General features: G+C 61.8%; 22 protein-coding genes. 19 read left to right on the forward strand and 3 right to left on the reverse strand.

Features of this window, described 5'->3' with window-relative positions:
• Positions 1-166 precede the first annotated feature (166 nt).
• From HU737_RS23860 to HU737_RS23945, 18 genes are all read left to right on the forward strand, one after another.
• Positions 167-1255 carry an efflux RND transporter periplasmic adaptor subunit gene (locus tag HU737_RS23860; RefSeq protein ID WP_186555865.1) on the forward strand — a complete coding sequence of 363 codons (1089 nt, stop codon included), beginning with the start codon at positions 167-169 and terminating at the stop codon, positions 1253-1255.
• Entirely contained in the window at positions 1252-2319 is a 1068-nt protein-coding gene (locus HU737_RS23865) for an efflux RND transporter periplasmic adaptor subunit (protein WP_186555866.1), read from the forward strand. Before HU737_RS23860 ends, HU737_RS23865 begins: the two co-directional genes overlap by 4 nt.
• Positions 2316-5378: an efflux RND transporter permease subunit gene (locus HU737_RS23870; RefSeq protein ID WP_186555867.1), complete on the forward strand. Its 3063-nt coding sequence runs from the start codon at positions 2316-2318 to the stop codon at positions 5376-5378. Before HU737_RS23865 ends, HU737_RS23870 begins: the two co-directional genes overlap by 4 nt.
• 221 nt (positions 5379-5599) lie before the next feature.
• Positions 5600-5782 (forward strand): sulfur starvation response protein OscA, encoded by a 183-nt coding sequence (gene oscA / locus HU737_RS23875; RefSeq protein WP_016489716.1) that lies wholly within the window; start codon positions 5600-5602, stop codon positions 5780-5782.
• A 47-nt stretch (positions 5783-5829) separates the two neighbouring features.
• Positions 5830-6837: a sulfate ABC transporter substrate-binding protein gene (locus tag HU737_RS23880; protein ID WP_186555868.1), complete on the forward strand. Its 1008-nt coding sequence runs from the start codon at positions 5830-5832 to the stop codon at positions 6835-6837.
• A gap of 96 nt (positions 6838-6933) precedes the next feature.
• Entirely contained in the window at positions 6934-7752 is an 819-nt protein-coding gene (gene cysT / locus HU737_RS23885; RefSeq protein WP_186555869.1) for a sulfate ABC transporter permease subunit CysT, read from the forward strand.
• A gap of 14 nt (positions 7753-7766) precedes the next feature.
• Complete coding sequence (gene cysW / locus HU737_RS23890; protein ID WP_186555870.1) at positions 7767-8639, forward strand: sulfate ABC transporter permease subunit CysW; 873 nt, start codon at positions 7767-7769, stop codon at positions 8637-8639.
• 3 nt (positions 8640-8642) lie between these two features.
• Positions 8643-9632: a sulfate/molybdate ABC transporter ATP-binding protein gene (locus HU737_RS23895; RefSeq protein ID WP_186555871.1), complete on the forward strand. Its 990-nt coding sequence runs from the start codon at positions 8643-8645 to the stop codon at positions 9630-9632.
• A gap of 318 nt (positions 9633-9950) precedes the next feature.
• The gene (locus HU737_RS23900; protein ID WP_186555872.1) at positions 9951-10745 is read left to right on the forward strand and encodes an energy transducer TonB; all 795 of its coding nucleotides are present in this window, start codon (positions 9951-9953) and stop codon (positions 10743-10745) included.
• A gap of 45 nt (positions 10746-10790) precedes the next feature.
• Positions 10791-11513 (forward strand): MotA/TolQ/ExbB proton channel family protein, encoded by a 723-nt coding sequence (locus HU737_RS23905; RefSeq protein ID WP_186555873.1) that lies wholly within the window; start codon positions 10791-10793, stop codon positions 11511-11513.
• 1 nt (position 11514) lies between these two features.
• Complete coding sequence (locus HU737_RS23910; protein ID WP_186555874.1) at positions 11515-11916, forward strand: ExbD/TolR family protein; 402 nt, start codon at positions 11515-11517, stop codon at positions 11914-11916.
• A 267-nt stretch (positions 11917-12183) separates the two neighbouring features.
• Positions 12184-12765, forward strand: a complete 582-nt coding sequence (locus HU737_RS23915; protein ID WP_186555875.1) for an alpha/beta hydrolase — start codon at positions 12184-12186, stop codon at positions 12763-12765.
• Positions 12766-12830: 65 nt separating this feature from the next.
• Positions 12831-13778, forward strand: a complete 948-nt coding sequence (locus tag HU737_RS23920) for a sigma 54-interacting transcriptional regulator (RefSeq protein WP_186555876.1) — start codon at positions 12831-12833, stop codon at positions 13776-13778.
• A 183-nt stretch (positions 13779-13961) separates the two neighbouring features.
• The gene (locus HU737_RS23925) at positions 13962-14747 is read left to right on the forward strand and encodes a MetQ/NlpA family ABC transporter substrate-binding protein (RefSeq protein WP_186555877.1); all 786 of its coding nucleotides are present in this window, start codon (positions 13962-13964) and stop codon (positions 14745-14747) included.
• A gap of 566 nt (positions 14748-15313) precedes the next feature.
• Positions 15314-15979 carry an amino acid ABC transporter permease gene (locus HU737_RS23930; protein ID WP_186555878.1) on the forward strand — a complete coding sequence of 222 codons (666 nt, stop codon included), beginning with the start codon at positions 15314-15316 and terminating at the stop codon, positions 15977-15979.
• Positions 15960-16619 carry an amino acid ABC transporter permease gene (locus HU737_RS23935; RefSeq protein WP_186555879.1) on the forward strand — a complete coding sequence of 220 codons (660 nt, stop codon included), beginning with the start codon at positions 15960-15962 and terminating at the stop codon, positions 16617-16619. The genes HU737_RS23930 and HU737_RS23935 overlap by 20 nt, the downstream gene beginning before the upstream one ends.
• Positions 16616-17389: an amino acid ABC transporter ATP-binding protein gene (locus HU737_RS23940; RefSeq protein WP_186555880.1), complete on the forward strand. Its 774-nt coding sequence runs from the start codon at positions 16616-16618 to the stop codon at positions 17387-17389. The genes HU737_RS23935 and HU737_RS23940 overlap by 4 nt, the downstream gene beginning before the upstream one ends.
• On the forward strand, positions 17386-18264 hold the full coding sequence (locus HU737_RS23945) for a transporter substrate-binding domain-containing protein (protein ID WP_186555881.1): 879 nt from the start codon (positions 17386-17388) through the stop codon (positions 18262-18264). Before HU737_RS23940 ends, HU737_RS23945 begins: the two co-directional genes overlap by 4 nt.
• A gap of 36 nt (positions 18265-18300) precedes the next feature.
• On the opposite strand, the gene HU737_RS23950 is transcribed toward HU737_RS23945, so the two are convergent.
• A complete protein-coding gene (locus HU737_RS23950) occupies positions 18301-20664 on the reverse strand; it encodes a penicillin acylase family protein (RefSeq protein WP_186555882.1) in 2364 nt (787 codons plus the stop codon).
• Positions 20665-20749: 85 nt separating this feature from the next.
• Here HU737_RS23950 and HU737_RS23955 point away from each other — a divergent pair, with 85 nt between their 5' ends.
• On the forward strand, positions 20750-21301 hold the full coding sequence (locus tag HU737_RS23955) for a sugar O-acetyltransferase (RefSeq protein WP_186555883.1): 552 nt from the start codon (positions 20750-20752) through the stop codon (positions 21299-21301).
• Positions 21302-21342: 41 nt separating this feature from the next.
• Here HU737_RS23955 and HU737_RS23960 read toward each other — a convergent pair whose 3' ends face one another.
• A complete protein-coding gene (locus HU737_RS23960) occupies positions 21343-22590 on the reverse strand; it encodes an S-type pyocin domain-containing protein (protein ID WP_186555884.1) in 1248 nt (415 codons plus the stop codon).
• Between the two features lie 65 nt (positions 22591-22655).
• Entirely contained in the window at positions 22656-23237 is a 582-nt protein-coding gene (locus HU737_RS23965) for a DUF6436 domain-containing protein (protein WP_186555885.1), read from the reverse strand.
• Positions 23238-23364: the final 127 nt, after the last annotated feature.

The following is a 23364-nucleotide window of genomic DNA, read 5'->3' on the forward strand; positions in this document are numbered from 1 at the left end:
TGTTCCAGATGCCAAGGCAATACCTGTGGGAGCGGGCTTGCCCGCGAAGAGGCCAGAACAGACGACAATTTCCCTTAACTGACCCCCATCAGTGTCCTTTTCGGAACCCTGATCTACGCTAACAGTCGCATCCCTCGAACCATTTGCGCGCAAGCAAGGAGCCTGCATGACGTTGAGGCGTCTACTGTCGGTCGTTTGCCTGGGGTTGCTGTTCATGCTGTCGGGGTGCGAGAAGGAAGTCTCGAGTCCGGAACTGCCCAGGGTAGGTGTACTGCAAGTCCAACCCACTGATTTCGCCGCCAAGGTCACCCTGACCGGTGATGTACAAGCGCGTGTGCAGACCGACCTGTCATTCCGCGTGGGTGGCAAGATCATCTCGCGCAGCGTCGATGTGGGCGATCACGTCAAGGCCAACCAGGTGCTCGCCCGGCTCGATCCGAAAGACCTGCAGAACAACGTCGAATCGGCCAAGGCCGAGGTATTCGCCGAACAGGCGCGGGTCACCCAGACCAGCGCGGCGTTCGTTCGCCAGCAGAAACTGCTACCCAAGGGCTACACCAGCCAGAGTGAATACGACTCCGCCCAAGCCGCCCTGCGCAGCAGCCAGAGCGCGCTCAAGGCGGCCCAGGCGCAGCTGGCCAATGCCAAGGAACAACTGGGCTACACCGCGCTGGTTTCTGAAGCCGATGGCGTGATCACTGCGCGGCAGGCCGAGGTCGGCCAAGTGGTGCAGGCGACCATGCCGATTTTCAGCCTGGCGGTGGATGGCGACCGCGATGCGGTATTCAACGTCTATGAGTCACTGTTGATTGCCCCGCCAAGCGATGAGGGGGTGATCGTCAGCCTGTTGGATGATCCCAAGATTCAGGCCGAGGGCCGGGTGCGTGAGATCACGCCAACGGTGTCTGCCGAGAGCGGCACGGTGCAGGTCAAGGTGGCCCTGCGTAATGTGCCGGCTGGGATGCAACTGGGGTCGCCCGTCACCGCCACCGGGCGCAGCCAGGGCCGGCCGAGTATCGAATTGCCCTGGTCGGCACTGACCAAGGGGCTCAAGGAGCCCGCCGTGTGGGTGGTGGGCGAGGGCGACAAGGTCGAGCTGCGCAAAGTCCAGGTGGGCCGTTACCTCACCGGCAAGATCGTTGTCGCCGACGGGGTCAAGGGCGGTGAGACCGTGGTCGTCAGTGGCGGCCAGTTATTGCACCCAGGCATGCAGGTAGAGAAGGTCAGTGCCAAGGACGGAGGGGCCGCGCCATGAAGCGCCTGCTGCTGATACTGTCTGCCGGCCTGTTGCTCAGCGCTTGTGGCAGCGATGAAGAAAAACCCGAGCCGATCCGCCCGGTGCTGTCGATGTTGGTAGAGCCGCAGGTGCAATCGCAGCTGGGGCGCTTTGCTGGCAGCATCCAGGCGCGCTTCGAGAGCACCCTGGGCTTTCGTGTTTCCGGGCGCATTGCTCGGCGCTGGCTGGACGTGGGCGCGCGGGTCAACCCTGGCGATACCCTGGCGACCCTCGACCCGACCGATCAGCAAAACCAGTTGCGCGCCGCCGAGGGCGATCTGGCCAGGGTCGAGGCGCAGTGGATCAACGCCCAGGCCAACGCCCGCCGCCAGCAGCAGTTGTACGATCGCGGTGTCGGCGCCCAGGCTCAGCTGGACATTGCCCAGACCGACCTGAAAACCACCGGCGCGTCGTTGGAACAAGCGCGCTCGGCGGTAAGCCAAGCCCGCGATCAACTCGATTACAGCACGCTGCGCAGCGATCACGCCGCCGTGGTCACCGCCTGGAAAGCCGAGGCCGGGCAAACCGTCAGCGCAGGTCAAGAAGTGGTCACCCTGGCCCGGCCTGACGTCAAGGAGGCAGTCATCGACCTGCCCATCCAACTCGCCGAGCAGTTGAACAAAGACCTCACCTTCACCGTTGCCTCGCAGCTCGATCCGAGCATCCACACCACTGCCACCCTGCGCGAGCTGGAGCCGCAGGCCGACGCCACCACCCGCACGCGCCGTGCCCGCCTGACCCTGGCTGACACCCCCGCTGCATTCCATCTGGGCACGGCGATCAGTGTCACCCTGACCACGGCGGTGACCCCGCGTAGCGAGCTGCCGCGCACTGCGCTGCTCGAGCGCGATGGCAAAACCCAGGTGTGGGTGGTCGACCCACAACAAAAGACCGTCAGCACCCGTGACGTCACCCTGATCGCACGCACCGCCAACAGCATCATCCTCGCTTCCGGGGTGCAGCCTGGCGAGCGCGTGGTCACGGCCGGGGTCAATACCCTCAAGCCAGGCCAGCAGGTCACCTTCGATGAGGAAGAACGATGAAAGGAAGCTTCAACCTCTCGGAATGGGCGCTCAAGCACCAATCCTTCGTCTGGTACCTGATGTTCGTTGGCCTGCTGATGGGGATTTTTTCCTACTTCAATCTCGGCCGTGAGGAGGACCCGTCGTTCACCATCAAGACCATGGTGATCCAGACCCGCTGGCCCGGCGCGACCCAGGACGAGACGCTCTACCAGGTCACCGACCGCATCGAGAAGAAGCTGGAGGAGCTCGATTCGCTCGACTATGTGAAAAGCTATACCCGCCCAGGCGAGTCGACTGTCTATGTCTACCTGCGCGACACCACCAAAGCGGCGGACATCCCGCAGATCTGGTACCAGGTGCGCAAGAAGATCGATGACATTCGCGGGCAGTTCCCCCAAGGCATCCAAGGGCCGGGTTTCAACGATGAATTCGGCGATGTGTTCGGTTCGATCTACGCCTTTACCGCCGACGGCCTGACCCTGCGACAGCTACGCGACTATGTCGAGCAGGCGCGCGCCGAAGTCCGCGAAGTGCCCAATATCGGCAAGATCGAACTGGTCGGCACCCAGGACGAAGTGCTCTACCTGAATTTCTCGACCCGCAAGCTGGCCTCGCTGGGTATTGACCAGCGCCAGGTCATGCAGGCCCTGCAATCGCAGAACGCGGTGACCCCGGCCGGGGTGATCGAGGCTGGCCCGGAGCGTATTTCGGTGCGCACCACTGGCCAGTTCGCCTCGGAAAAAGACCTGGAAACCGTCAACCTGCGGATCAACGATCGCTTCTTCCGCCTGGCGGATATCGCCAATATCGAGCGCGGCTACACCGATCCGCCTGCGCCGATGTTCCGCTACAACGGCCAGACCGCCATCGGCCTGGCCATTGGCATGAAGGCCGGCGGCAACATCCAGGTGTTCGGCGAGGCGCTCAAGGAGAAGATGGACCGCATCGTCACCCAATTGCCGGTAGGGGTCGGTGTGCATACGGTGTCCGACCAGTCGGTGGTGGTCGAGGAAGCGGTCGGTGGCTTCACCAGTGCCCTGTTCGAAGCGGTAGTGATCGTCCTGGCAGTCAGTTTCGTCAGCCTTGGCGTGCGCGCCGGGCTGGTGGTGGCCTGCTCGATTCCGCTGGTGCTGGCCATGGTCTTCGTGTTCATGGAGTACAGCGGCATTACCATGCAGCGCATCTCGTTGGGCGCGCTGATCATCGCCCTGGGCCTGCTGGTGGACGATGCGATGATCACCGTGGAGGTGATGGTCACACGCTTGGAGATGGGTGAGAGCAAGGAGCAGGCGGCAACCTTCGCCTATACCTCGACGGCTTTCCCAATGCTCACCGGCACCCTGGTGACGGTGGCGGGCTTCGTGCCCATCGGCCTCAACGCCAGCTCTGCGGGCGAGTACACCTACACCCTGTTTGCGGTGATCGCGGTGGCGCTGATCGTGTCCTGGGTAGTGGCGGTGTTCTTCGCTCCGGTGCTGGGCGTGCATATTCTCAAGAGCGACAAGCTCAAGGCGCATGACGCCGAGCCGGGTCGGGTTGGGCGGGCATTCGAGGGTGGGTTGCTGTGGTGCATGCGTCACCGTTGGCTGACCATCATCGGCACGGTGCTGCTGTTCGCCCTGGCGATCTTCAGCATGCGCTTCGTGCAGAACCAGTTCTTTCCGGCATCGGACCGACCGGAAATTCTGGTTGACCTGAACTTGCCGCAAAACGCCTCGATCGAAGAGACGCGCAAGGTGGTCGATCGCCTGGAAGCGAAGATCAAGGACGACCCGGACCTGGTGCGCTGGAGCACCTACATCGGCCAGGGTGCGATCCGCTTCTACCTGCCGCTCGACCAGCAACTGCAGAACCCGTATTACGCCCAGTTGGTGATCGTCAGCAAAGGCCTGGAAGAGCGCCAGGGCCTGATCGAGCGTCTGCAGAAGATCCTGCGTGAAGACTTCGTTGGGATCGGCACCAACGTCCAGTCGCTGGAAATGGGCCCACCGGTAGGGCGACCGATCCAGTATCGGGTCAGTGGCAAGGACATCGACCAGGTGCGCAAGCACGCGATCGAACTGGCCACCTTGCTCGATGCCAACCCGCATATTGGCGAGATGATCTACGACTGGAACGAGCCGGGTAAGGTGCTGCGGGTCGAAATCGCCCAGGACAAGGCGCGTCAATTGGGCCTCTCGTCCGAGGACGTGGCCAACGTGATGAACAGTATCGTCAGCGGCGTGCCGGTCACCCAGGTCAACGACAACATCTACCTGGTCGATGTGATCGCCCGCGCCGAGGACAGCGAGCGCGGCTCGCCCGACACCTTGCAGAACCTGCAGATCCTCACCCCTAACGGCACTTCCATCCCTCTGCTATCGTTCGCCACCGTGCGCTATGAGCTGGAGCAGCCGTTGGTATGGCGGCGTGATCGCAAGCCGACCATCACCATCAAGGCGTCGGTCAGCGGCGAGATCCAGCCCACCGACCTGGTGGCCCAGCTCAAGCCGAAGATCGACGAGTTCGCCAGCCAGCTGCCCCCCGGTTATGAGGTGGCCACCGGCGGTACGGTAGAGGAGAGCGGCAAGGCGCAAGGACCGATCGCCAAGGTCATTCCGTTGATGCTGTTCTTGATGGCGACTTTCCTGATGATCCAGCTGCACAGCGTGCAGAAGCTGTTCCTGGTGGTCAGTGTGGCGCCGCTGGGCTTGATCGGCGTGGTGCTGGCGCTGGTGCCGACAGGGACGCCCATGGGCTTCGTGGCGATTCTCGGGATCTTGGCGCTGGCCGGGATCATCATTCGTAACTCGGTGATCCTGGTGACCCAGATCGATGAGTTCGAGGCTCAAGGTTATTCGCCATGGGATGCGGTAATGGAGGCGACCAACCACCGTCGGCGGCCGATTTTGCTCACGGCGGCAGCCGCCAGCCTGGGCATGATCCCGATTGCCCGGGAAGTGTTCTGGGGGCCGATGGCCTACGCCATGATCGGCGGCATCATCAGTGCAACGCTGCTGACGCTGTTGTTCCTGCCGGCGCTGTATGTGGCCTGGTACAAGATCCGTGAGCCGCAGAGCACCCCTGAGAACCCCTAGGTCTCGTGGGAGCGGGCTGGCCCCGCGATAGCGACGGTAGTCTCACCCAAGCTATCGCGGGGCAAGCCCGCTCCCACGCAATCACCCATCTTCAGATTGGTTATATAAACATTCTTAAACAGTATTTTTAAGAATATCCGCGCCTCACTACTATGAGCCTCAAGCCAGGCGCAAATCCCCTTCAAACCTCTGCCCGGCACTTCACTCACAGGAGAACGAGCATGAGTGCATCTCTGCGTAGCATCGACGGTCAGGACGAAGCCACCATTCTGCGTGAGATTCAGAGCGCCTTGCGCGATCTGCGTTTCGGTGCGGTGGAGATTACCGTGCATAACGCTCAGGTCGTACAGATCGAGCGCAAGGAGAAGTTCCGCCTGCAACAGCCCGGCAACAAGTCCGGCTGATACCGCTTCACTTACTAATTAGAAAAATGCCAATCGGGAGCTTCACCATGTCCATCCGCCGTTATGCGCTTGCCGCCCTGGCCAGTGCCGTTTTTGCCGGTTCCGCAATCGCCAAGGACTACGAACTGCTGAACGTGTCCTACGACCCGACCCGTGAGCTGTACCAACAGTACAACGCCGAGTTCATCAAGCACTGGCAACAGGCTCACCCGGACGACAAGGTGAAGATCCAGCAATCCCACGGTGGCTCGGGCAAACAAGGCCGGGCAGTGATCGACGGCCTGCGCGCCGACGTCGTGACCCTGGCCCTGGCCGGCGACATCGACGAAATCGCCAAGCTCGGCAAGACCCTGCCAGAGAACTGGCAGAGCCGCCTGCCGGACGCCAGCACCCCTTACACCTCGACCATCGTGTTCCTGGTGCGCAAGGGCAACCCGAAAGGCATCAAGGATTGGGGCGACCTGATCAAGAAAGACGTTTCGGTGATCACCCCGAACCCGAAAACCTCCGGCGGTGCGCGTTGGAACTTCCTCGCCGCCTGGGCCTATGGCCTGAAAACCGGTGGTAGCGAAGACAAAGCCAAGGCCTACGTGCAAGAGCTGTTCAAGCACGTACCGGTGCTCGATACCGGCGCGCGTGGCTCGACCATCACCTTCGTCAACAACGGCCAGGGCGATGTCCTGCTGGCCTGGGAAAACGAAGCGTTCCTGGCGCTCAAGGAAGATGGCGGCAGCGACAAGTTCGAAATCGTCGTGCCTTCGCTATCGATTCTCGCCGAGCCGCCAGTGGCGGTGGTCGACAAGAACGCCCAGAAAAAGGGCAACGAGAAGATCGCCGAGGAATACCTCAAGCACCTGTACAGCCCAGCTGGCCAGAAAATCGCCGCAGAAAACTTCTACCGTCCACGTGACGAGAAAGTCGCCGCCGAATTTGGCAAGCAATTCCCCAAACTCGATCTGGTAACCATCGACAAGGACTTCGGTGGCTGGAAGACTGCACAACCTAAGTTCTTCAACGATGGTGGCGTGTTCGACCAGATCTATCAGGCGCAGTAAGTCACCCTTACAGTGCCTCTCGGGAGCAACACCCTTCAGTAGCCTGTACTGGCCCGGGACTCGTCCCGGGCTTCGTGCGTTCAACCAGGGACCTTTATGTCACGTCGTATTTCCCCCGTCATACCCGGCTTCGGGCTGACGCTGGGCTACACCTTGGTGTACCTCAGCCTGATCGTGCTGATACCGCTGGCGGCCATGTTCATTCATGCCTCGCAGCTGACCTGGGAGCAGTTCTGGAACATCATCAGTGCGCCGCGGGTCATTGCCGCGCTCAAGCTGAGTTTCGGCACCGCCCTGTTCGCCGCCATCATCAATGGCGTGATCGGTACCCTGCTGGCCTGGGTGCTGGTGCGCTACACCTTTCCTGGCCGCAAGATCATCGATGCGATGATCGACCTCCCGTTCGCCTTGCCCACGGCCGTGGCCGGTATTGCACTGACCGCGCTGTACGCACCGGCTGGCTGGGTCGGTCAGTTCGCCACCGACCTTGGCTTCAAGATCGCCTATACCCCGCTGGGTATCACCCTGGCCCTGACCTTCGTCACCCTGCCGTTCGTGGTGCGGACCGTGCAGCCGGTGTTGGCGGACATCCCGCGCGAGGTCGAAGAAGCCGCTGCCTGCCTGGGCGCGAAACCCTTGCAGGTGTTTCGCTACATCCTTGCGCCGGCACTGCTGCCGGCCTGGTTGACCGGCTTCGCCCTGGCCTTCGCCCGCGGTGTGGGTGAGTATGGTTCGGTGATCTTCATCGCCGGCAACATGCCGATGAAGACCGAGATCCTGCCGCTGCTGATCATGGTCAAGCTCGACCAATACGACTACACCGGCGCCACTGCCATCGGCGTGTTGATGCTGGTGGTTTCCTTCATCCTGCTGCTGCTGATCAACTTGTTGCAGCGGCGCATCGAAACCCCTTGAAGGAGGCCCGGCTCATGTCTAGTTCAACTATTGGCGCGGCGGCCGCCGCCAACGCCGCCCGCCGTGGCAGCGCCACTTCGCGGCGTGTGCTGATCGGCCTTGGCTGGTTGGTGTTTGCGTTGTTCCTGCTGTTGCCGCTGGTCATCGTCGTGTCGCAGGCACTGAAGAATGGCTTTGGCACGTTCTTCGAAGCGATCTTCGAGCCCGATGCCTTGTCGGCCCTAAAGCTCACCTTGTTGGCGGTGGTCATTTCGGTGCCGCTGAACCTGGTATTCGGCGTCAGCGCCGCGTGGTGCGTGAGCAAGTACAACTTCCGCGGCAAGAGCATCCTGGTGACGCTGATCGACCTGCCGTTCTCGGTCTCGCCGGTGATCGCCGGCCTGGTCTACGTGCTGATGTTCGGCGCCCAGGGCCTGTTCGGGCCGTGGCTGCAGGATCACGATATCCAGATCGTCTTTGCCCTGCCGGGGATCGTCCTGGCGACCATCTTCGTCACCGTGCCGTTCGTGGCCCGTGAGCTGATCCCGCTGATGCAGGAGCAGGGCACCCAGGAAGAGGAGGCCGCGCGCCTGCTCGGTGCCAATGGCTGGCAGATGTTCTGGCACGTGACCTTGCCGAACATCAAATGGGGCCTGATCTATGGCGTGGTGCTGTGTACTGCGCGAGCGATGGGCGAGTTCGGTGCGGTGTCGGTGGTTTCCGGGCACATTCGCGGGGTGACCAACACCTTGCCGCTGCACGTCGAGATCCTCTACAACGAATACAACCACGTCGCAGCTTTCAGCGTGGCCAGCCTGCTGCTGATCCTGGCGCTCTTCATCCTGCTGCTCAAGCAGTGGAGCGAGAACCGTATTAACCGCCTGCGCCAAAGCGCAGCGGAGGAATAATTCATGTCGATCGAAGTTCGTAACGTCAGCAAGCGCTTCAACAGCTTCCAGGCTCTGGACAACATCAACCTGGATATCCACAGCGGTGAGCTGGTGGCGTTGCTCGGCCCCTCCGGCTGCGGCAAGACCACCCTGCTGCGGATCATCGCCGGCCTGGAGACGCCGGATGATGGCAGCATCGTGTTCCATGGCGAGGACGTTTCTGGGCATGACGTGCGTGATCGCAACGTCGGTTTCGTGTTCCAGCACTACGCACTGTTCCGCCACATGAGCGTGTTCGACAACGTCGCCTTCGGCCTGCGCATGAAGCCCAAGGGCGAGCGGCCGAGCGAGAGCAAGATCGCCGAGAAGGTCCATGAGCTGCTGAACATGGTCCAGCTCGACTGGTTGGCCGACCGCTACCCCGAGCAACTGTCCGGCGGCCAGCGCCAGCGTATTGCCCTGGCTCGCGCCCTGGCGGTCGAGCCCAAGGTGCTGCTGCTCGACGAGCCGTTCGGCGCGCTGGATGCCAAGGTGCGTAAGGAGCTGCGTCGCTGGTTGGCGCGGCTGCACGAGGACATCAACCTGACCTCGGTGTTCGTCACTCACGACCAGGAAGAGGCGATGGAAGTGGCCGACCGCATCGTGGTGATGAACAAGGGCGTAATCGAGCAGATTGGCTCGCCGGGTGAGGTGTATGAGCAGCCGGCCAACGATTTTGTCTATCACTTCCTCGGTGATTCGAACCGTCTGGCGTTGAGCGAGGGTAACCACGTGCTGTTCCGCCCGCACGAGGTGTCGCTGTCGCGGCATGAGACCGAGGGCCATCATGCGGCTGAGGTGCGTGATATTCGGCCGTTGGGCGCGACCACTCGGGTGACCTTGAAAGTGGCTGGGCAGAGCGAGCTGATCGAGGCCGAGGTGGTCAAGGATCACGACAGCCTGACCGGACTGGCGCGCGGGGAGACGTTGTTCTTCCGGCCCAAGGTTTGGCAGAAGGTGGCGGATATTTGAGCATCTGAGTGAGTTGAAAAACCGGGCGAACGCCCGGTTTTTTTTGGGCCACTACTTCGTGGGAGCGTGTTTCAGGCAAGACGGGGATGCCTTGCGTGAATATTTCACATGCCGCTAATGCATGGGATTTTCGCAGGTTCGCCACAGCCCAACAACGACGTGGCTTTGCCTAAATTAGTAAAATCATTTATTCGATAACGATCTAGCTTTAATTTTAAACATTACTTTCAGAGATAAGCGTCTGGCGTCGATGATTCAGCCACGAGGCCCACCCAAGGAGGGCTGAAGACCTGAATCAACACCCCAGGAGTTTGATCAATGGGTAATGTCCAGTCGGCCGTCAGGGCCTACGACCAGCCATGGCGTCCGGCCCCGGGCGACCTGGTCGAGCTTGGACGGACGCTTCGCCTGCCACTCGGCCAACTGCGCCTGCAACGCACGCCGGTCAGCGGCCTCAAGCGCCGCGACAAATGGGCCCTGGCCTTGCTGGTTGTCGCCCTGCACGGCGCCGCCGCTTACTGGGTCAGCCAGTCGCCAACCCCACCGTTGCCAGTGGTGCCGCCGCAGATTCCACCGATGACCATCGAGTTCGCCGCACCGGCGCCACCGGTGGTCGAGCCACCGCCTCCTGCGCCTGCGCCGCCAATCGTCGAGCCGCCACCGCCGCCGGTAGTCGACGAGTTGGCAGCCAAGCCGGCACCCAAGCTAGTGCCAAAACCTAAACCCAAGCCTGCGCCCAAGCCTGTGGCCAAGCCCGAGCCCAAGCCGGTCGAAACGCCGCCGCCCCCCGTCGCCGCGCCCGCGCCAGTAGCGCCGCCTGCTCCAGCGCCGGTCACGCCGCCATCGGCCAACGCCGCCTACCTGAAGAACCCGGCGCCGGAGTATCCGCAGATGGCCCAGCGCCGCGGCTGGGAAGGCACCGTGCTGCTGCGGGTCGAGGTACTGGCCAGCGGCAAGCCGGGGCAGATCCAGATCCAGAAGAGCAGCGGCCGCGATGCGCTGGACGCCGCCGCGTTGGCTGCGGTCAAGCGCTGGAGCTTCGTCCCAGCCAAGCAGGGCGATGTGGCCCAGTCCGGCTGGGTCAGTGTCCCGATCGATTTCAAGCTTCGTTAATACGCACCTGAACAGAACATTGGCAGAACATAGGAAGACCTCATCATGAGCCTGTTGGCATCCCCTCTCGAATCCGTAGAAAGCGCAGTCATCTGGCTGCTGGTTGGCTTCTCTGTCGTCACCTGGGGCCTGGCCTTGGTCAAGGTGGTGCAGTTCGTGCGCTTGAAGAACCAGGACAAACGCTTCCATCAGCAATTCTGGGCCGCCTCAAGCCTCGATTCAGCTGCTGAAATCAGCCATGAACTGCCCGGCCCTGCTGCCCGTGTCGCTCAGTCCGGTTACGCCGCTATCGCGGTGGGTGAGCCAGGCCATGCCAGCGACCTGAGCCAGTCGATCAACCATCAGGACCGCCTCGAACGTGCCCTGCGCCAACAGATCGTGCGCGAGCGCCGCTCGCTGGAAACCGGCTTGGCAGTGGTAGCCAGTATCGGCAGCACCTCACCGTTCATCGGCCTGTTCGGCACGGTGTGGGGGATCATGGAAGCGCTTAAAGGCATCAGTGCGGCAGGCTCGGCCAGCCTGGAAACCGTGGCCGGTCCGATCGGTGCGGCGTTGGTTGCCACGGGTGTCGGTATCGCCGTCGCCGTGCCTGCGGTGCTGGTCTACAACTACTTCCTGCGCCGGCTCAAGCTGACCGCCGCCGACCTCGATGATTTTGCCCACGACTTCTACAGCCTGGCGCAGAAGAGTGCCTTCCGCGTGCTGGTCCACCCTGCCGTGCACAAGGCCCAGACCGGTTTCACCCAGCCTGTGAAGGAGGCGTCCTGATATGGCCTTCTCGACCCAGGACAGCGACGAAGTCCTCAGTGAAATCAACGTTACGCCACTGGTCGACGTCATGCTGGTGCTGTTGGTGGTGTTCATCGTCACCGCGCCACTGCTGACCAACGCCATTCCGATCAACCTGCCCAAGACCGAGGCCGTAGCCCCGGTGGAGCAGAAGGATCCGTTGGTGGTGAGCATCGATGGCGGCGGCAAATTGTTCATCAACAAGGATGAAATCCAGCCCGACCTGCTGGAAGCCAACCTCAAGGATGCCAAGGCCAAGGACGCCGAGCTGCGTGTGCAGTTGCAGGCTGACGATGGCGTTAACTATGGCGAGGTGGCGCGGGCCATGGCGGCCATCGAGCGTGCTGGCATTACCAAGCTGGCGGTGATTACCGCGCGCTGATTGGCAAACCTTCTTCAGGCAAGTGCTTCAGGGCCATATCTCTTGGCAGGGGATGGCCCTTTTTTTAGTGTCGAGAAATGCGTGGGAGCGGGCTTGCCCCGCGATAGCGATGGTGAAGTTGATCTCGCTATCGCGGGGCAAGCCCGCTCCCACGCATTGTATGAATCGTAATATAGGTTATAAATAAATAGCTTCTTATTCCTTTACGAATATAACTCCCTCCCTATACTTGTCTGCAAGCACGCAAACTTCCAGGAGGCGTCCCCCATGCGCAATGAGTCGATTCGGTACCTGATTGTGCCGGGCTGGCAAGGATCGCCAGACAATCATTGGCAGAGTCACTGGCAACGCAGCCTGCCCAACAGCGCCAGGGTCGAGCAGCACGATTGGTTGACGCCGCTGCGCAGCGATTGGGTGCAGGCGCTTGAGCAGGCGATCAGCGCCGACAGCTCGCCGGTGATTCTCATCGCCCATAGCCTGGGTTGCATCACGGTTGCCCATTGGGCGGCGCAGGCCAGCCCAGCCTTGTTGCGCAAAGTACGCGGTGCCTTGCTGGTGGCCCCGGCTGATGTCGAGCGGCCCACCTGCGCGCCGGCGCTGCGCAATTTCGCGCCGATCCCGATGCAGGCTTTGCCGTTCCCCAGCCAAGTGGTCAGCTCCGACAACGACCCGGCGGTCAACGTGCCGCGAGCGTTGTACCTGGCCCAGTCGTGGGGTGCCGAGGTTGGCCTGCTGGCCAATGCCGGGCATATCAACGTCAAGTCCGGCCATGAGCGCTGGGAGCAGGGTTTCGCTTACCTCTACCGCCTGCAGGGCCGAATCGAGCAACGCGCACTGCGCCGCGCCTGATCCGGCGGTTATCCACACAATGCCTGAGACGCCCGGCCGGTAGCGGCCCCGGGCGGGAGTTTGTCATGACTTTTCACAGCCCTTTCGGCCAGCCCCTGCTGACCTTCCCGGAACTGGATAAAAGCCCGCTGAGCATCCGCGCCAAGGCGCTGGTGTTCGTCGACCCACGTTCGCAGCAGCTGCGCCAAGACCTTGAGCGCCTGGCGCCACAGCCGTTGCCGGTGTTGATCCGTGGCGAGACCGGTACCGGTAAAGAGCTGCTGGCGCGGCAGATCCACCGGGCCAGCGACCGTGGCGGCCTGTTCGTTTCGGTCAATTGCGCGGCCATCAGCCACACCTACGCCGATGCCGAGTTGTTCGGCTACAGCGCTGGTACCCATGGCGGCACCGCCAGCAGCCGTGCGGGCTGGTTTGGCTCGGCCAATGGCGGCACGCTGTATCTGGATGAAATCGCCGACCTGCCGCTGGCCATCCAGGGCAAGCTGCTCGCCGCCCTGGAAAACCGTGAAGTCACCCGCGTCGGTGCGCAGCATCCGCAGCCAGTGGATGTGCGCCTGGTCGCCGCCTCCAGCATCGACCTGGGCCTGGCGGTCCGGGCGGGGCGCTTCAATGAGCGCTTGTATCATTACCTGCACGAAGGCGAACTGGCGTTGCCGGCGTTGCGTGAGCGGGTCGGCGACATCCTGCCGTTGGCCGAGTACTTCGTCGGGATCTATAGCGTGCGCCTGGAGCGGCCGCTGCCGCTGATCAGCGAGCAAACGCAACAGGCGCTGGAAGCTCACAGCTGGCCGGGCAATACCCGTGAGCTGGAAAACGTCATTCACTTCGCGTTGCTGGTCAGCGACGGCGAGGAAATTCTCCCCGAGCATCTCGATCTGCCCGACACCGCGCCGCTGGCCAGCCTCGCCGCCCAGCTGGCACAACTGAGCAGTAGCCGCGAGCCAGAAACCGCCGCCGCCCTGCGCCAGCTGCTGGAGAACGCCTTGGCCAACCTTGAGCAACCTGCGCGCTAGAGCGGCGCGTAGCCGCTCATAAGCAAATGCGGTAATGGCAGTTTGTTTTTGGAATAAGCAGCTAAGCAAAAGATATTGTTCCGGAATAAAAAATCCCGGTATTGTCCGCCTCACGCCCACCGCAGCCTGCGCTGGGCACCCAACATTGCCATCGCCGATGGCCCAGCTTGATTAAGGATCACCATGAAGAAATCCCTGCTGACTGCGGCCCTGGCTGCTGCCCTGTCGCTGACTGGCCTGGCCCACGCGGCTGAAAAACTGGTGGTTGCCGCAACGCCGGTACCCCACGCCGAGATCCTCGAGCTGATCAAGCCGACCCTGGCCAAAGAAGGCGTCGACCTGCAGATCAAGGTCTTCACCGACTACGTTCAGCCGAACGTGCAGGTCGACCAGAAGCGTCTGGACGCCAACTACTTCCAGACCCTGCCTTACCTGCAGAACTTCAACGAAGGCAAGGGCACCCACCTGGAAACCGTGATCGGCGTGCACGTCGAACCCTTCGGCGGCTACTCGAAGAAGGTCAAGAGCCTGAGCGAGCTCAAGGAAGGCGCCACCGTTGCCATCCCTAACGAAGGGAGCAACAGCGGCCGTGCCCTGCTGCTGCTGCAGAAGGCTGGCCTGATCACTTTGAAGGATCCGAAGAACGCCCTGGCGACCCCGAAAGACATCGCCGAGAACCCGAAGAAGCTGAAGTTCCGCGAGCTGGAATCGGCCATGCTGCCGCGTGTGCTGGACCAGGTCGACCTGGATATGATCAACACCAACTACGCCCTGGAAGCTGGCCTGAACCCAGCCAAGGACGCCCTGGTGATCGAAGGTGCCGACTCGCCTTACGTGAACTTCCTGGTGGCGCGTCCTGACAACAAGGACAGCGACGCCATCCAGAAGCTGGCCAAGGCCCTGACCAGCCCAGAGGTGAAGGAATTCATCGCCAAGAAGTACAGCGGTGCGGTGCTGCCGGCGTTCTGATACGTCTGGGTTATCCCGTATAAAAACGCCGACGCATTTGCGTCGGCGTTTTTGTTTGTGCCGGGGGTGCTGGGTTGTCAGTGCCGGCGCTATCGCGGGGCAAGCCCGCTCCCACGCGATGTTTTAAACGTTGGATTACTGCGTGGGAGCGGGCTTGCCCCGCGATAGGGCCTAACCTGACAAACAGGAATCAGCGCTGTCCAGCAAGGGCCTTGCGCAAAGCCAGCAACCACTGAAGTTGTTCGTTCGAAGTAGGGGTGCAAGGGCTGTTCATCGTTATCGTCCTTGTTAGTTTGATGGGCCGTGCAGGTCACAGTTTGAAACCTGTTTGAGGCACTTTTTCCATGAAAGATCCCAAGCTTAGGTAGGAAATTTCTGGTTAGCCCATCAAGTGATATCAATATGCAATAAGGGTATTTAGAGAAAGTTTTTTATACCTTTAGAGTCTACCCAGCGTGCTTACCCGCACCCCCTGATTTGATCGACAACGACGCCGAGTGACCCTCGCGCCGACTGGGAATGACTCCAATGCCGTACCCCTGCAACCTCGTGTCGAGGCGCCAGCCATGACCTTCGACACCGCGTTCATGCTCAGCACCTTGCCGGCGTTTTTCCAAGCCGTTGGCGTGACCTTGCAAGTCGGCCTGATCGCTATCGCCACCTCGTTGCTGGTGGCCGTGATCAACGCCACCATCCTGGTGTTTCGCACCCCCTACCTGTGGCGCCTGGTGAAGGGTTACGTGGAACTGGCGCGTAACACGCCGCTGTTGATCCAGCTGTTCTTCATCTACTTCGCCTTGCCCACCCTTGGGGTGAAGGTGTCCGGCTTTGCCGCGGCAATCATCACCATGACGTTCATGGGCGGTGCCTACCTGACCGAAGTCCTGCGGGCGGGTGTCGAGGCGGTGCCGCGCGCACAGCTGGAGTCGGGGCGCTCGATTGGTTTGTCCGAGGGCCAGCTGCTGCGCCATGTGATCCTGCCCCAGGCCGGCATCCTCAGCTTGCCGGCGCTGTTCGCCAACTTCATCTTCCTGCTCAAGGAGACCACCGTGGTCTCGGCGGTAGCGGTGCCGGAGATTCTCTACACCACCAAGAACTACATCGCCCTGTACTACAAGACTTACGAAATGCTGGCCGTGCTGACCCTGCTCTGCGTGTTGCTGTTCCTGCCGCTGTCGCTGCTGCTGCGCTATGTCGAAAGGAGGCTGCAACATGGCCAGTTCGGCTCCTGAGCTGCTGCTGATCTCGCTGCCGCAACTGGCGGCAGGGGCAGGGCAAACCTTGGCTATTTCGGCGCTGGGAATTGTCTTCGCGACCCTGGGTGGGGTGCTTTATGGCGTGCTCGCTACAGTTGGCAACCGGCTGCTGAACTTGCTGTTGCAGGTGTACCTGGAGCTGTTCCGGGCGATCCCGGTGCTGGTCTGGTTGTACCTGGTGTTTTTCGGCCTGCCGATCTTCTTTTCCATCAGCATCCCCAGCTTCTGGTGCGCGGTGCTGGTGCTGGGCCTGTGGGGCGCCAGCGAAGTGGGGGAGGTAGTGCGCGGTGCGTTGCAGTCGCTGCCGCGTGGCCAGCGTGAGGCGGGGCTGTCGATTGGCCTGGCCAGTTGGCAGCTGTATGGCTACGTGCTGCTGCCGCAGGCGCTCAAGCGCATGACCCCGCCGACCATCAACATCTACACGCGGATCATCAAGACCAGCTCGCTGGCGGTGCTGATCGGCGTGGTCGAGGTGATCAAGGCCGGCCAGCAGATCATCGAACGCACCTACGAATCGGTGCTGATCTATGGCGCGCTGTTCCTGTTCTTCTTCTTTGTCTGCTATCCGCTGTCCGCCGCCTCGCGCGCGCTGGAACGTCGCTGGGCCCACGCATGAACGCACTGATCGAATTCCAAGGCTTCAACAAATACTTTGCCGAGCAGCAGGTACTCAAAGATGTCGACCTGCAGGTTCACGCCGGCGAAGTGGTGGTAATCCTCGGCCCCAGCGGCTGCGGCAAGAGCACCTTGCTGCGTTGCCTCAATGGCCTGGAACAGGCCCACAGCGGCCACTTGCGCCTGGAAGGCCAAGAACTGCTTGAACCGGGCACCGACTGGCGCCAGGTGCGCCAACGGGTCGGCATGGTGTTCCAGAGCTATCACCTGTTCGGCCACATGAGCGTGATCGACAACCTGCTGCTCGGCCCGCTCAAGGTGCAGAAGCGCCAGCGCGGTGAAGCCCAGGCCCAGGCTGAAGCACTGCTGGCGCGGGTTGGCTTGCTGGACAAGCGCGACGCCTTCCCGCGTCAGCTGTCCGGCGGTCAGCAGCAGCGCATCGCGATCGTGCGTTCGCTGTGCATGAATCCGCAGGTGATGCTGTTCGATGAAGTCACCGCCGCGCTCGATCCGGAAATGGTCAAGGAAGTGCTGCAAGTTATCCAAGGGTTGGCCCGCGACGGCATGACCCTGCTCATCGTTACCCATGAAATGGCCTTCGCCCGCGCGGTGGCCGACCGCATCGTGTTCATGGAGGCCGGCAGGATCCTTGAACAAAGCGACCCCGAGAGCTTCTTCACCCAACCGCGAACCGCACGCGCGCAGCAGTTCCTGGAGAAATTCTCCTTCGTCGAAAGCCTGCCGAAGACATTAGAAAAGGAACTGTCATGAAAACTGCCAACCTCACCAAACTGCTGGCGCCGTTGTTCAGCCTGGCCCTGCTGGCCGGCTGCAACAAGGCTGAAGAGCCGGCCAAACCCGGCGCGGCAACCCCGGCGCCGGCCACCAGCTACCTGGAAGTGATCAAGGCCCGCGACAAGCTGATCGTCGGTGTGTTCACCGACAAACCGCCGTTCGGTTTCGTCGATGAAAGCGGGCGTTATGTGGGCTTTGATACCGATATCGGCCGGCGTCTGGCCCTTGATCTGCTGGGCGACGAGAACAAGGTGGAATTCGTCGCGGTCGAGCCGGCCAGTCGTATTCCGTTTTTGCAGAGCGACAAGGTCGACCTGATCCTGGCCAACATGACCGTGACTCCGGAGCGCAAGGAAGCGGTGGATTTCACCAACCCCAACCTGCGCGTTGCGGTGCAGGCCATCGTGGCTGACGGCAGCGCGGTGAAGAAGCTCGATGACCTGGCCGACAAGACCATCATCGTCACCACGGGGACTACCGCTGACATCTGGCTGACCAAGAACCATCCGGACTGGAAACTGCTCAAGTTCGAGAAAAACAGCGAATCGCTGCAAGCCCTGGCCAACGGCCGTGGCGATGCTTACGCCCAGGACAACCTGATTCTGTTCAGCTGGGCCAAGCAGAATCCGGGCTATCGCGTGCTGCCGGAGCTGCTGGGTGAGGAAGCGCCGATTGCGCCGGCGGTGAAGAAGGGCAACACCGAGCTGCGCGATTGGGTCAATGCCGAGCTGGCCAAGTTGGGTGAGGAGAAATTCCTGCTCAAGCTGTATGACCAGTATGTGCGTAAAGAGCTTTCTGATGACACCAAGCCTGAGAGCGTGATTGTCGAAGGCGGTAAGTGGCAGGGGTGATCTGAAGATGTTGGGGCCGCCAAGCGGCCCCAACAATCATTCAGCCGGTATCAATCTCAGGGTACTGCGCGCCGGAATCACCCCCATCTGCGCCTTCTGATAACGCCCCTCGATATAGTCCTCGGCCTGATCGCGATAATGCCGATCAAACGGCACCCCACTCTGCCCAACCGGGTTGATGCTCAGCGCCTGCCCCGCATCGGCAAAATCCACCACCCGCCGTGTCGAAGGTCCATAAGTCACCGGCCAAGGCGCCGGGCCGATCTTCGCCGACAAATTGTTCGGCACCTCATGGGTGCCCGGTGCGGCAAACGGCCCGACGTTGAACAACAGATTCAGCGGTTTTTTCACCCCCAGCGGATGGCCGTGCGTCAGGGTGTGGGCCTTGCCCCACTGCCAGCTGGCCGGGTCCTTGCCGAAGGTCTCACGCAAGTGCGTCAGGCTTTTGCCCCAGGCCTGACGAACGATGGCATCGCGGTCGGTACGCTGGTTGGCGCCGCGCTGATTCCACCAGGGCGATTCGGCATCGGCGGCCAGGCGCGGTAAGGCGGCGTCGATGGCGCGGGTGCTGATCAGCACCGGGAACCAACTGTCGCCCAGCTCGTCATGCAACGCTGCATACGCCAGTTCGTAAAGGAACTGGTTGAACAGCGTGGCAGTGATCGAGTCAACGGGGTAGTCGCCGCGCCAGGCTGCCAATTGTTCAACCAGCTCCTTCTCCTGATCGCCCTCGGCAACGCTGCGCAGGGTGGCCAGCAGCGGCGCTAGGGTGCGCGGGCCATAATCGTTGGCGGTATCGAGTTGCAGTGCCTGGCTATTCTCCACGTCCCACTTCACCTCAGGGTTGACCAGGTGACGGTCGAGTTGGCGGCCGCGATCCGCCAGGTTGTAGTAGCCGGGCACCGGCACGGCGGCAGGTGGCTGGTAGTTGGCCGAGACGATGTAGCCGCTGGCTGGGTTTTCCTGTTGCGGGTTGACGCTGAAGGGATAGAAACCAAGCTTTTGTGCCTGTGCGCTGCTGCCGTCGAGAATGAACGCCGGGTTGACCCCATCGGGACGGATCGGCAGTTGCGCTGCCGCCCACCAACCGATATCGCCGCCGGCGTTGGCCCATACCAGATTGAGCCCTGGTGACTGGATCTTCACCGCCGCCAAACGCATCTTGCCCAGGGTATCGGCGCGGTTGAGCTGGTAGAAGCCTTCAAGCACCGGGTTTTCCGTTTCCAGGAAGGCCCACCACATGGCGATTGGCGCAGGTCCGGCGTTTTCGCCCAGCACGGTATTGACGATCGGGCCGTGGGGCGAGCGGCGCAAGGTGATATCCACCGGTGCCTCACCTTTCACCGCGATCTGCTGCTGGGTCTGCAGCAGCGTTTGCCACTGGCCGTCGATCATGACTTGCTCGGCATTGGCTGGGTTGACCTTCTCGGCGATCAGGTCGACGTCGTCGTTCTGGAACATGGTCAGGCTCCAGCCAAAGTCGCGATTGTGGCCCAGCAGCGCGAAGGGGTTGAGCGCCTGGAAATAGCCATACAAGCTGAAGCCTGGGGCAGAAAGCTCGGCTTCATACCACACCGCTGGCACGGCGAAACCGATGTGGGGGTCGCCCGCCAGCAGCGTCCTACCGCTGCGCGTGCGGCTGCCGGATATGGCCCAGGCATTACTGCCCTCGAACTGCGGGATGCCTACCTCGCCCAGCGCGTCGTGACTGAGCCGCGCCAACTGTTCCAGGCTGCGCCAATCGGCACTGGCCAGGGGCGTTGCAAGGGCGCCATCGGGCTGCCATTCGAGGTCGAAGATCTTCAGGTACTCAGGGCCCAGTTGATCGCGAATGTAGGTCAGGGCAGGCTCGGTGCGAAACGCTGCGGCAAAGCTGTAGGCCAGGTAGCCGGCGATGCTCAGGGTGTCTTCGGCGGTGAAGGGGCGTGCAGGGATACCAAGGATGTCGAACTCCATGGGTTTGGGATGGCTGGCCTGCCATTGGTTGACCCCATCCAGATAGGCTTGCAGGCCCTTCCAGGCCGGGCCTTGACGGTCCTGGCGCTGGACCATGCGTTCAGCCTGCTCGCGAATGCGCAGGCTGCGAAACAGGGTGTCGGTGGGCAGCAATTTGCTGCCCAGCACTTCGGCCAGTTCACCCCGCGCCAGGCGGCGCATGATCTCCATCTGGAACAATCGGTCCTGGGCATGCACGTAGCCCAGTGCGCGGTACAGGTCGGTTTCATTCTGCGCCTGCAGATGCGGGACGCCGCGGGCGTCATAGCGCACGCTGACCGGCGCTTGCAGGCCGCTGATAACCACCTCGCCGGTACGCTGCGGCTGCTTGCCCTGCACGTACCAGTAACCGGCGCCAGCGGCCACGGCGACGACGATAGCCAACACGGTCAGGCTGCGTTTCATCAGGACTCCTTGTGCATTCGGGGGCAAACTGTGGTCCGATCATCGACGGATTCGCGATCAGAGAATAGTCCCGAAAGGAGTTAGCATGTCCCTAAGCGAAAAACAGAAAATGCTCAGCGGTCAGCTCTATCACGCCAGCTGCCCTGAGCTACAGGCCGAGCAGATCGCCAACAAACACTGGATGCAGCGCTACAACAACAGCGCCGAGCTGCTCAACGACGGCAGGCATGCTTTGTTGGTCGAGCACTTTGCGCATGCCGGCGCAGGGGTGGTTATCCGCCCGCCGTTCTTTTGCGACTACGGCTACAACATCAGTGTGGGTGCCAACACCTTCATGAACTTCAACTGCGTGATCCTCGACGTCCTGCCGGTGCGCATCGGCAACGACTGCCAAATTGCCCCCAGCGTGCAGATCTACACCGCCGATCACCCTATGGACCCTGAAGTGCGCCGCACTGGGCTGGAAAGCGGACGGCCGGTGACCATCGGCAATAATGTCTGGATTGGCGGCGGGGCGATCATCCTGCCGGGCGTGACCATTGGCGACAATGCCGTGGTCGGAGCTGGCAGCGTGGTGACCCGTGATGTACCGGCGGGGGCGACGGTCGTAGGTAACCCGGCGCGGGTGCGCGGGTGAGGCGTACAGCCCTGCGGTGATGGTCGCAGGGCTGAGGGTGGTTACAGCTGATTGCGCAGGATCAGATAGATCGGCGCCAGCCCCGAGTCGGCAGGGAAGGTGATGACGTAGTCATCGACCTGCGCCTCGCTCGTTGGCAGCACGCTGCGAATCTCCGGCTCGCGAGGCACGCTTATGCTACCTGGGAAGTGGGTTTGCACCTCCTCGTCGATTGGTGGCGGTGCGATGGCGTTGCCGGTCTCGGGATCGATGGTGGGCAGGCTGGACGGCGGTGTCGTCGGGTGCCACCGAATGCTGGCCAAGCCTGGTCCTTCGGTGTTGAAGCGATAGGCGCCCAGGTCAGCGTCCCACAGTGCCTGACGTACACGCACATCGCGCGTGCTGCCGGTAGCTACCAGTGCCACCTCAGTCTGTTCGGCAACTGCTGCAACCGTCATGTGCAGCTGCAGAGCCAGGGTTTGGTCGATCAGTTGGTTAGCTTGTTGGGCAAGGTTTGTGCCTGGGGTCATGTAGGACAGCGGTACGCTGACGCCCATGCGCCCACCATCGCCCAACCGCGCCGAGTAGCGCATCAAGCTTGCCTGCCTGTCATTGGTATCTAGCGCTTGCTCTAGAAGGCGCGGGGCAAGGCTTTGCAGCGACTCACCGAGGCGCCCCCATACCGACTCGAAGTGGGCGATGCCGCCACGTGAGGTAGCCAGCACCAAGGCATGGGAGGTGCTGGCAGTCCAGGCATTGAAGGTGACCCTGCTTTGCGTTGCGAGCGATGACTGCTGGTCGAATGCCGTATTGATCACGCGAGCAGCAATTGTTTGCAGGGCGTCGGCCACTTCGTTCTCGTTCGGCCAGGTGCGCAGATGATTGTCGAGGATGCTGGTGATACGAGCTCTGAGCTCAGTGAGTTCTTGCCTGCGGTCGTTCGGCAATGGGCGTCTTTGCAGGCGCAGGGCTAAATCGATACTGGCGGGTTCGCTCTGCAGCAACTGCGCGCGCAATACCGTTTCGAACGAAAGCTCACGCAACCTGGTGCGGGCCTTGATCAGCTCGGAGGTTTGCTGCTCGAGTTCGCGAGCAAGCTGAGATGGGCGGTCGAGGGTACTGAGCAGATCTTCCACGCTTGAGCGGGCCAGTTGGTATTGCTGCTGAGTGACAAGCAGTTGATTGAGCTTTTGTTCGCTCTGTTCAAGCTGCCGGTTGATCCGAGACTGCTGTCGTTCGCTTTGATTTGCCCGAGAGCGATCCTGGTTTGCATTAGCGGGGGACAGATTGCTGAAGCGTTGGCTAGCCATACAGTTCTCCTCGTTTTGGAGGTTCCTAAGCTAGGTGCGCGCTGAGCCGCTAATGCGGTACATATTTATTGCGTCCGGGCTATTTGCCAGGGGCAATAACACCCTATGGCCAAGGTGTTGGAGGCCTGTACTTGGCGGCCTTCCAGCAGCGCCTTGAGGATCGGATCGATGAAGCTGTTACTGGAATTGCACACCGCCCCTTCGCTGTAAGGGCCGAAATAGGCCAGCCGCCCTTGACGGTCCCAGATGGCTACGGCAGGGCTGGCGGGTAGTTGCTCGCTGCCGGGGAGGTTGGCAATCAACTGCAGACGAGCAAGGTCGGCGGGCAGCTGACCCTGGCTGGCTGGCCTTTGCACGAGATGAAAATTGACCCCCAGCGGTGTGAAATGCTCGATCAGTTCGCTCAGGTGCTGCTGGTTGCCGACGTTGCACGGGCAGGCCGGATCCCAGAAGTGCACCACGCGAATCGGCCCAGGTCCGGCGAGCTCGGCGGGCAGGCGCAGCGAGCTGCCGTCGAACAGGGTGGTTTGATTGTCGAAGGGACGTAGGTAGCGGGATTGGAAGCTGTCGTAGGCCCACCAGACAACGGCGGCGCAGAGTACTGCCATGAGCGTGCCCAGCAGCATCTTGATGGATCGTGTCGGCATGGGTTGTCCGTAGACCAATGGCCGCCGCAGAACCCTGTAGGAGCGGTGGTGTCTGTTAAGGGGCGCTCAGCTTGCCATGTCGCGAGCATAAGCTGAATATCACAGGTCAATATCGCTGTGGATTTAC

Source organism: Pseudomonas urmiensis, assembly GCF_014268815.2.
GTDB classification, from domain to species: domain Bacteria; phylum Pseudomonadota; class Gammaproteobacteria; order Pseudomonadales; family Pseudomonadaceae; genus Aquipseudomonas; species Aquipseudomonas urmiensis.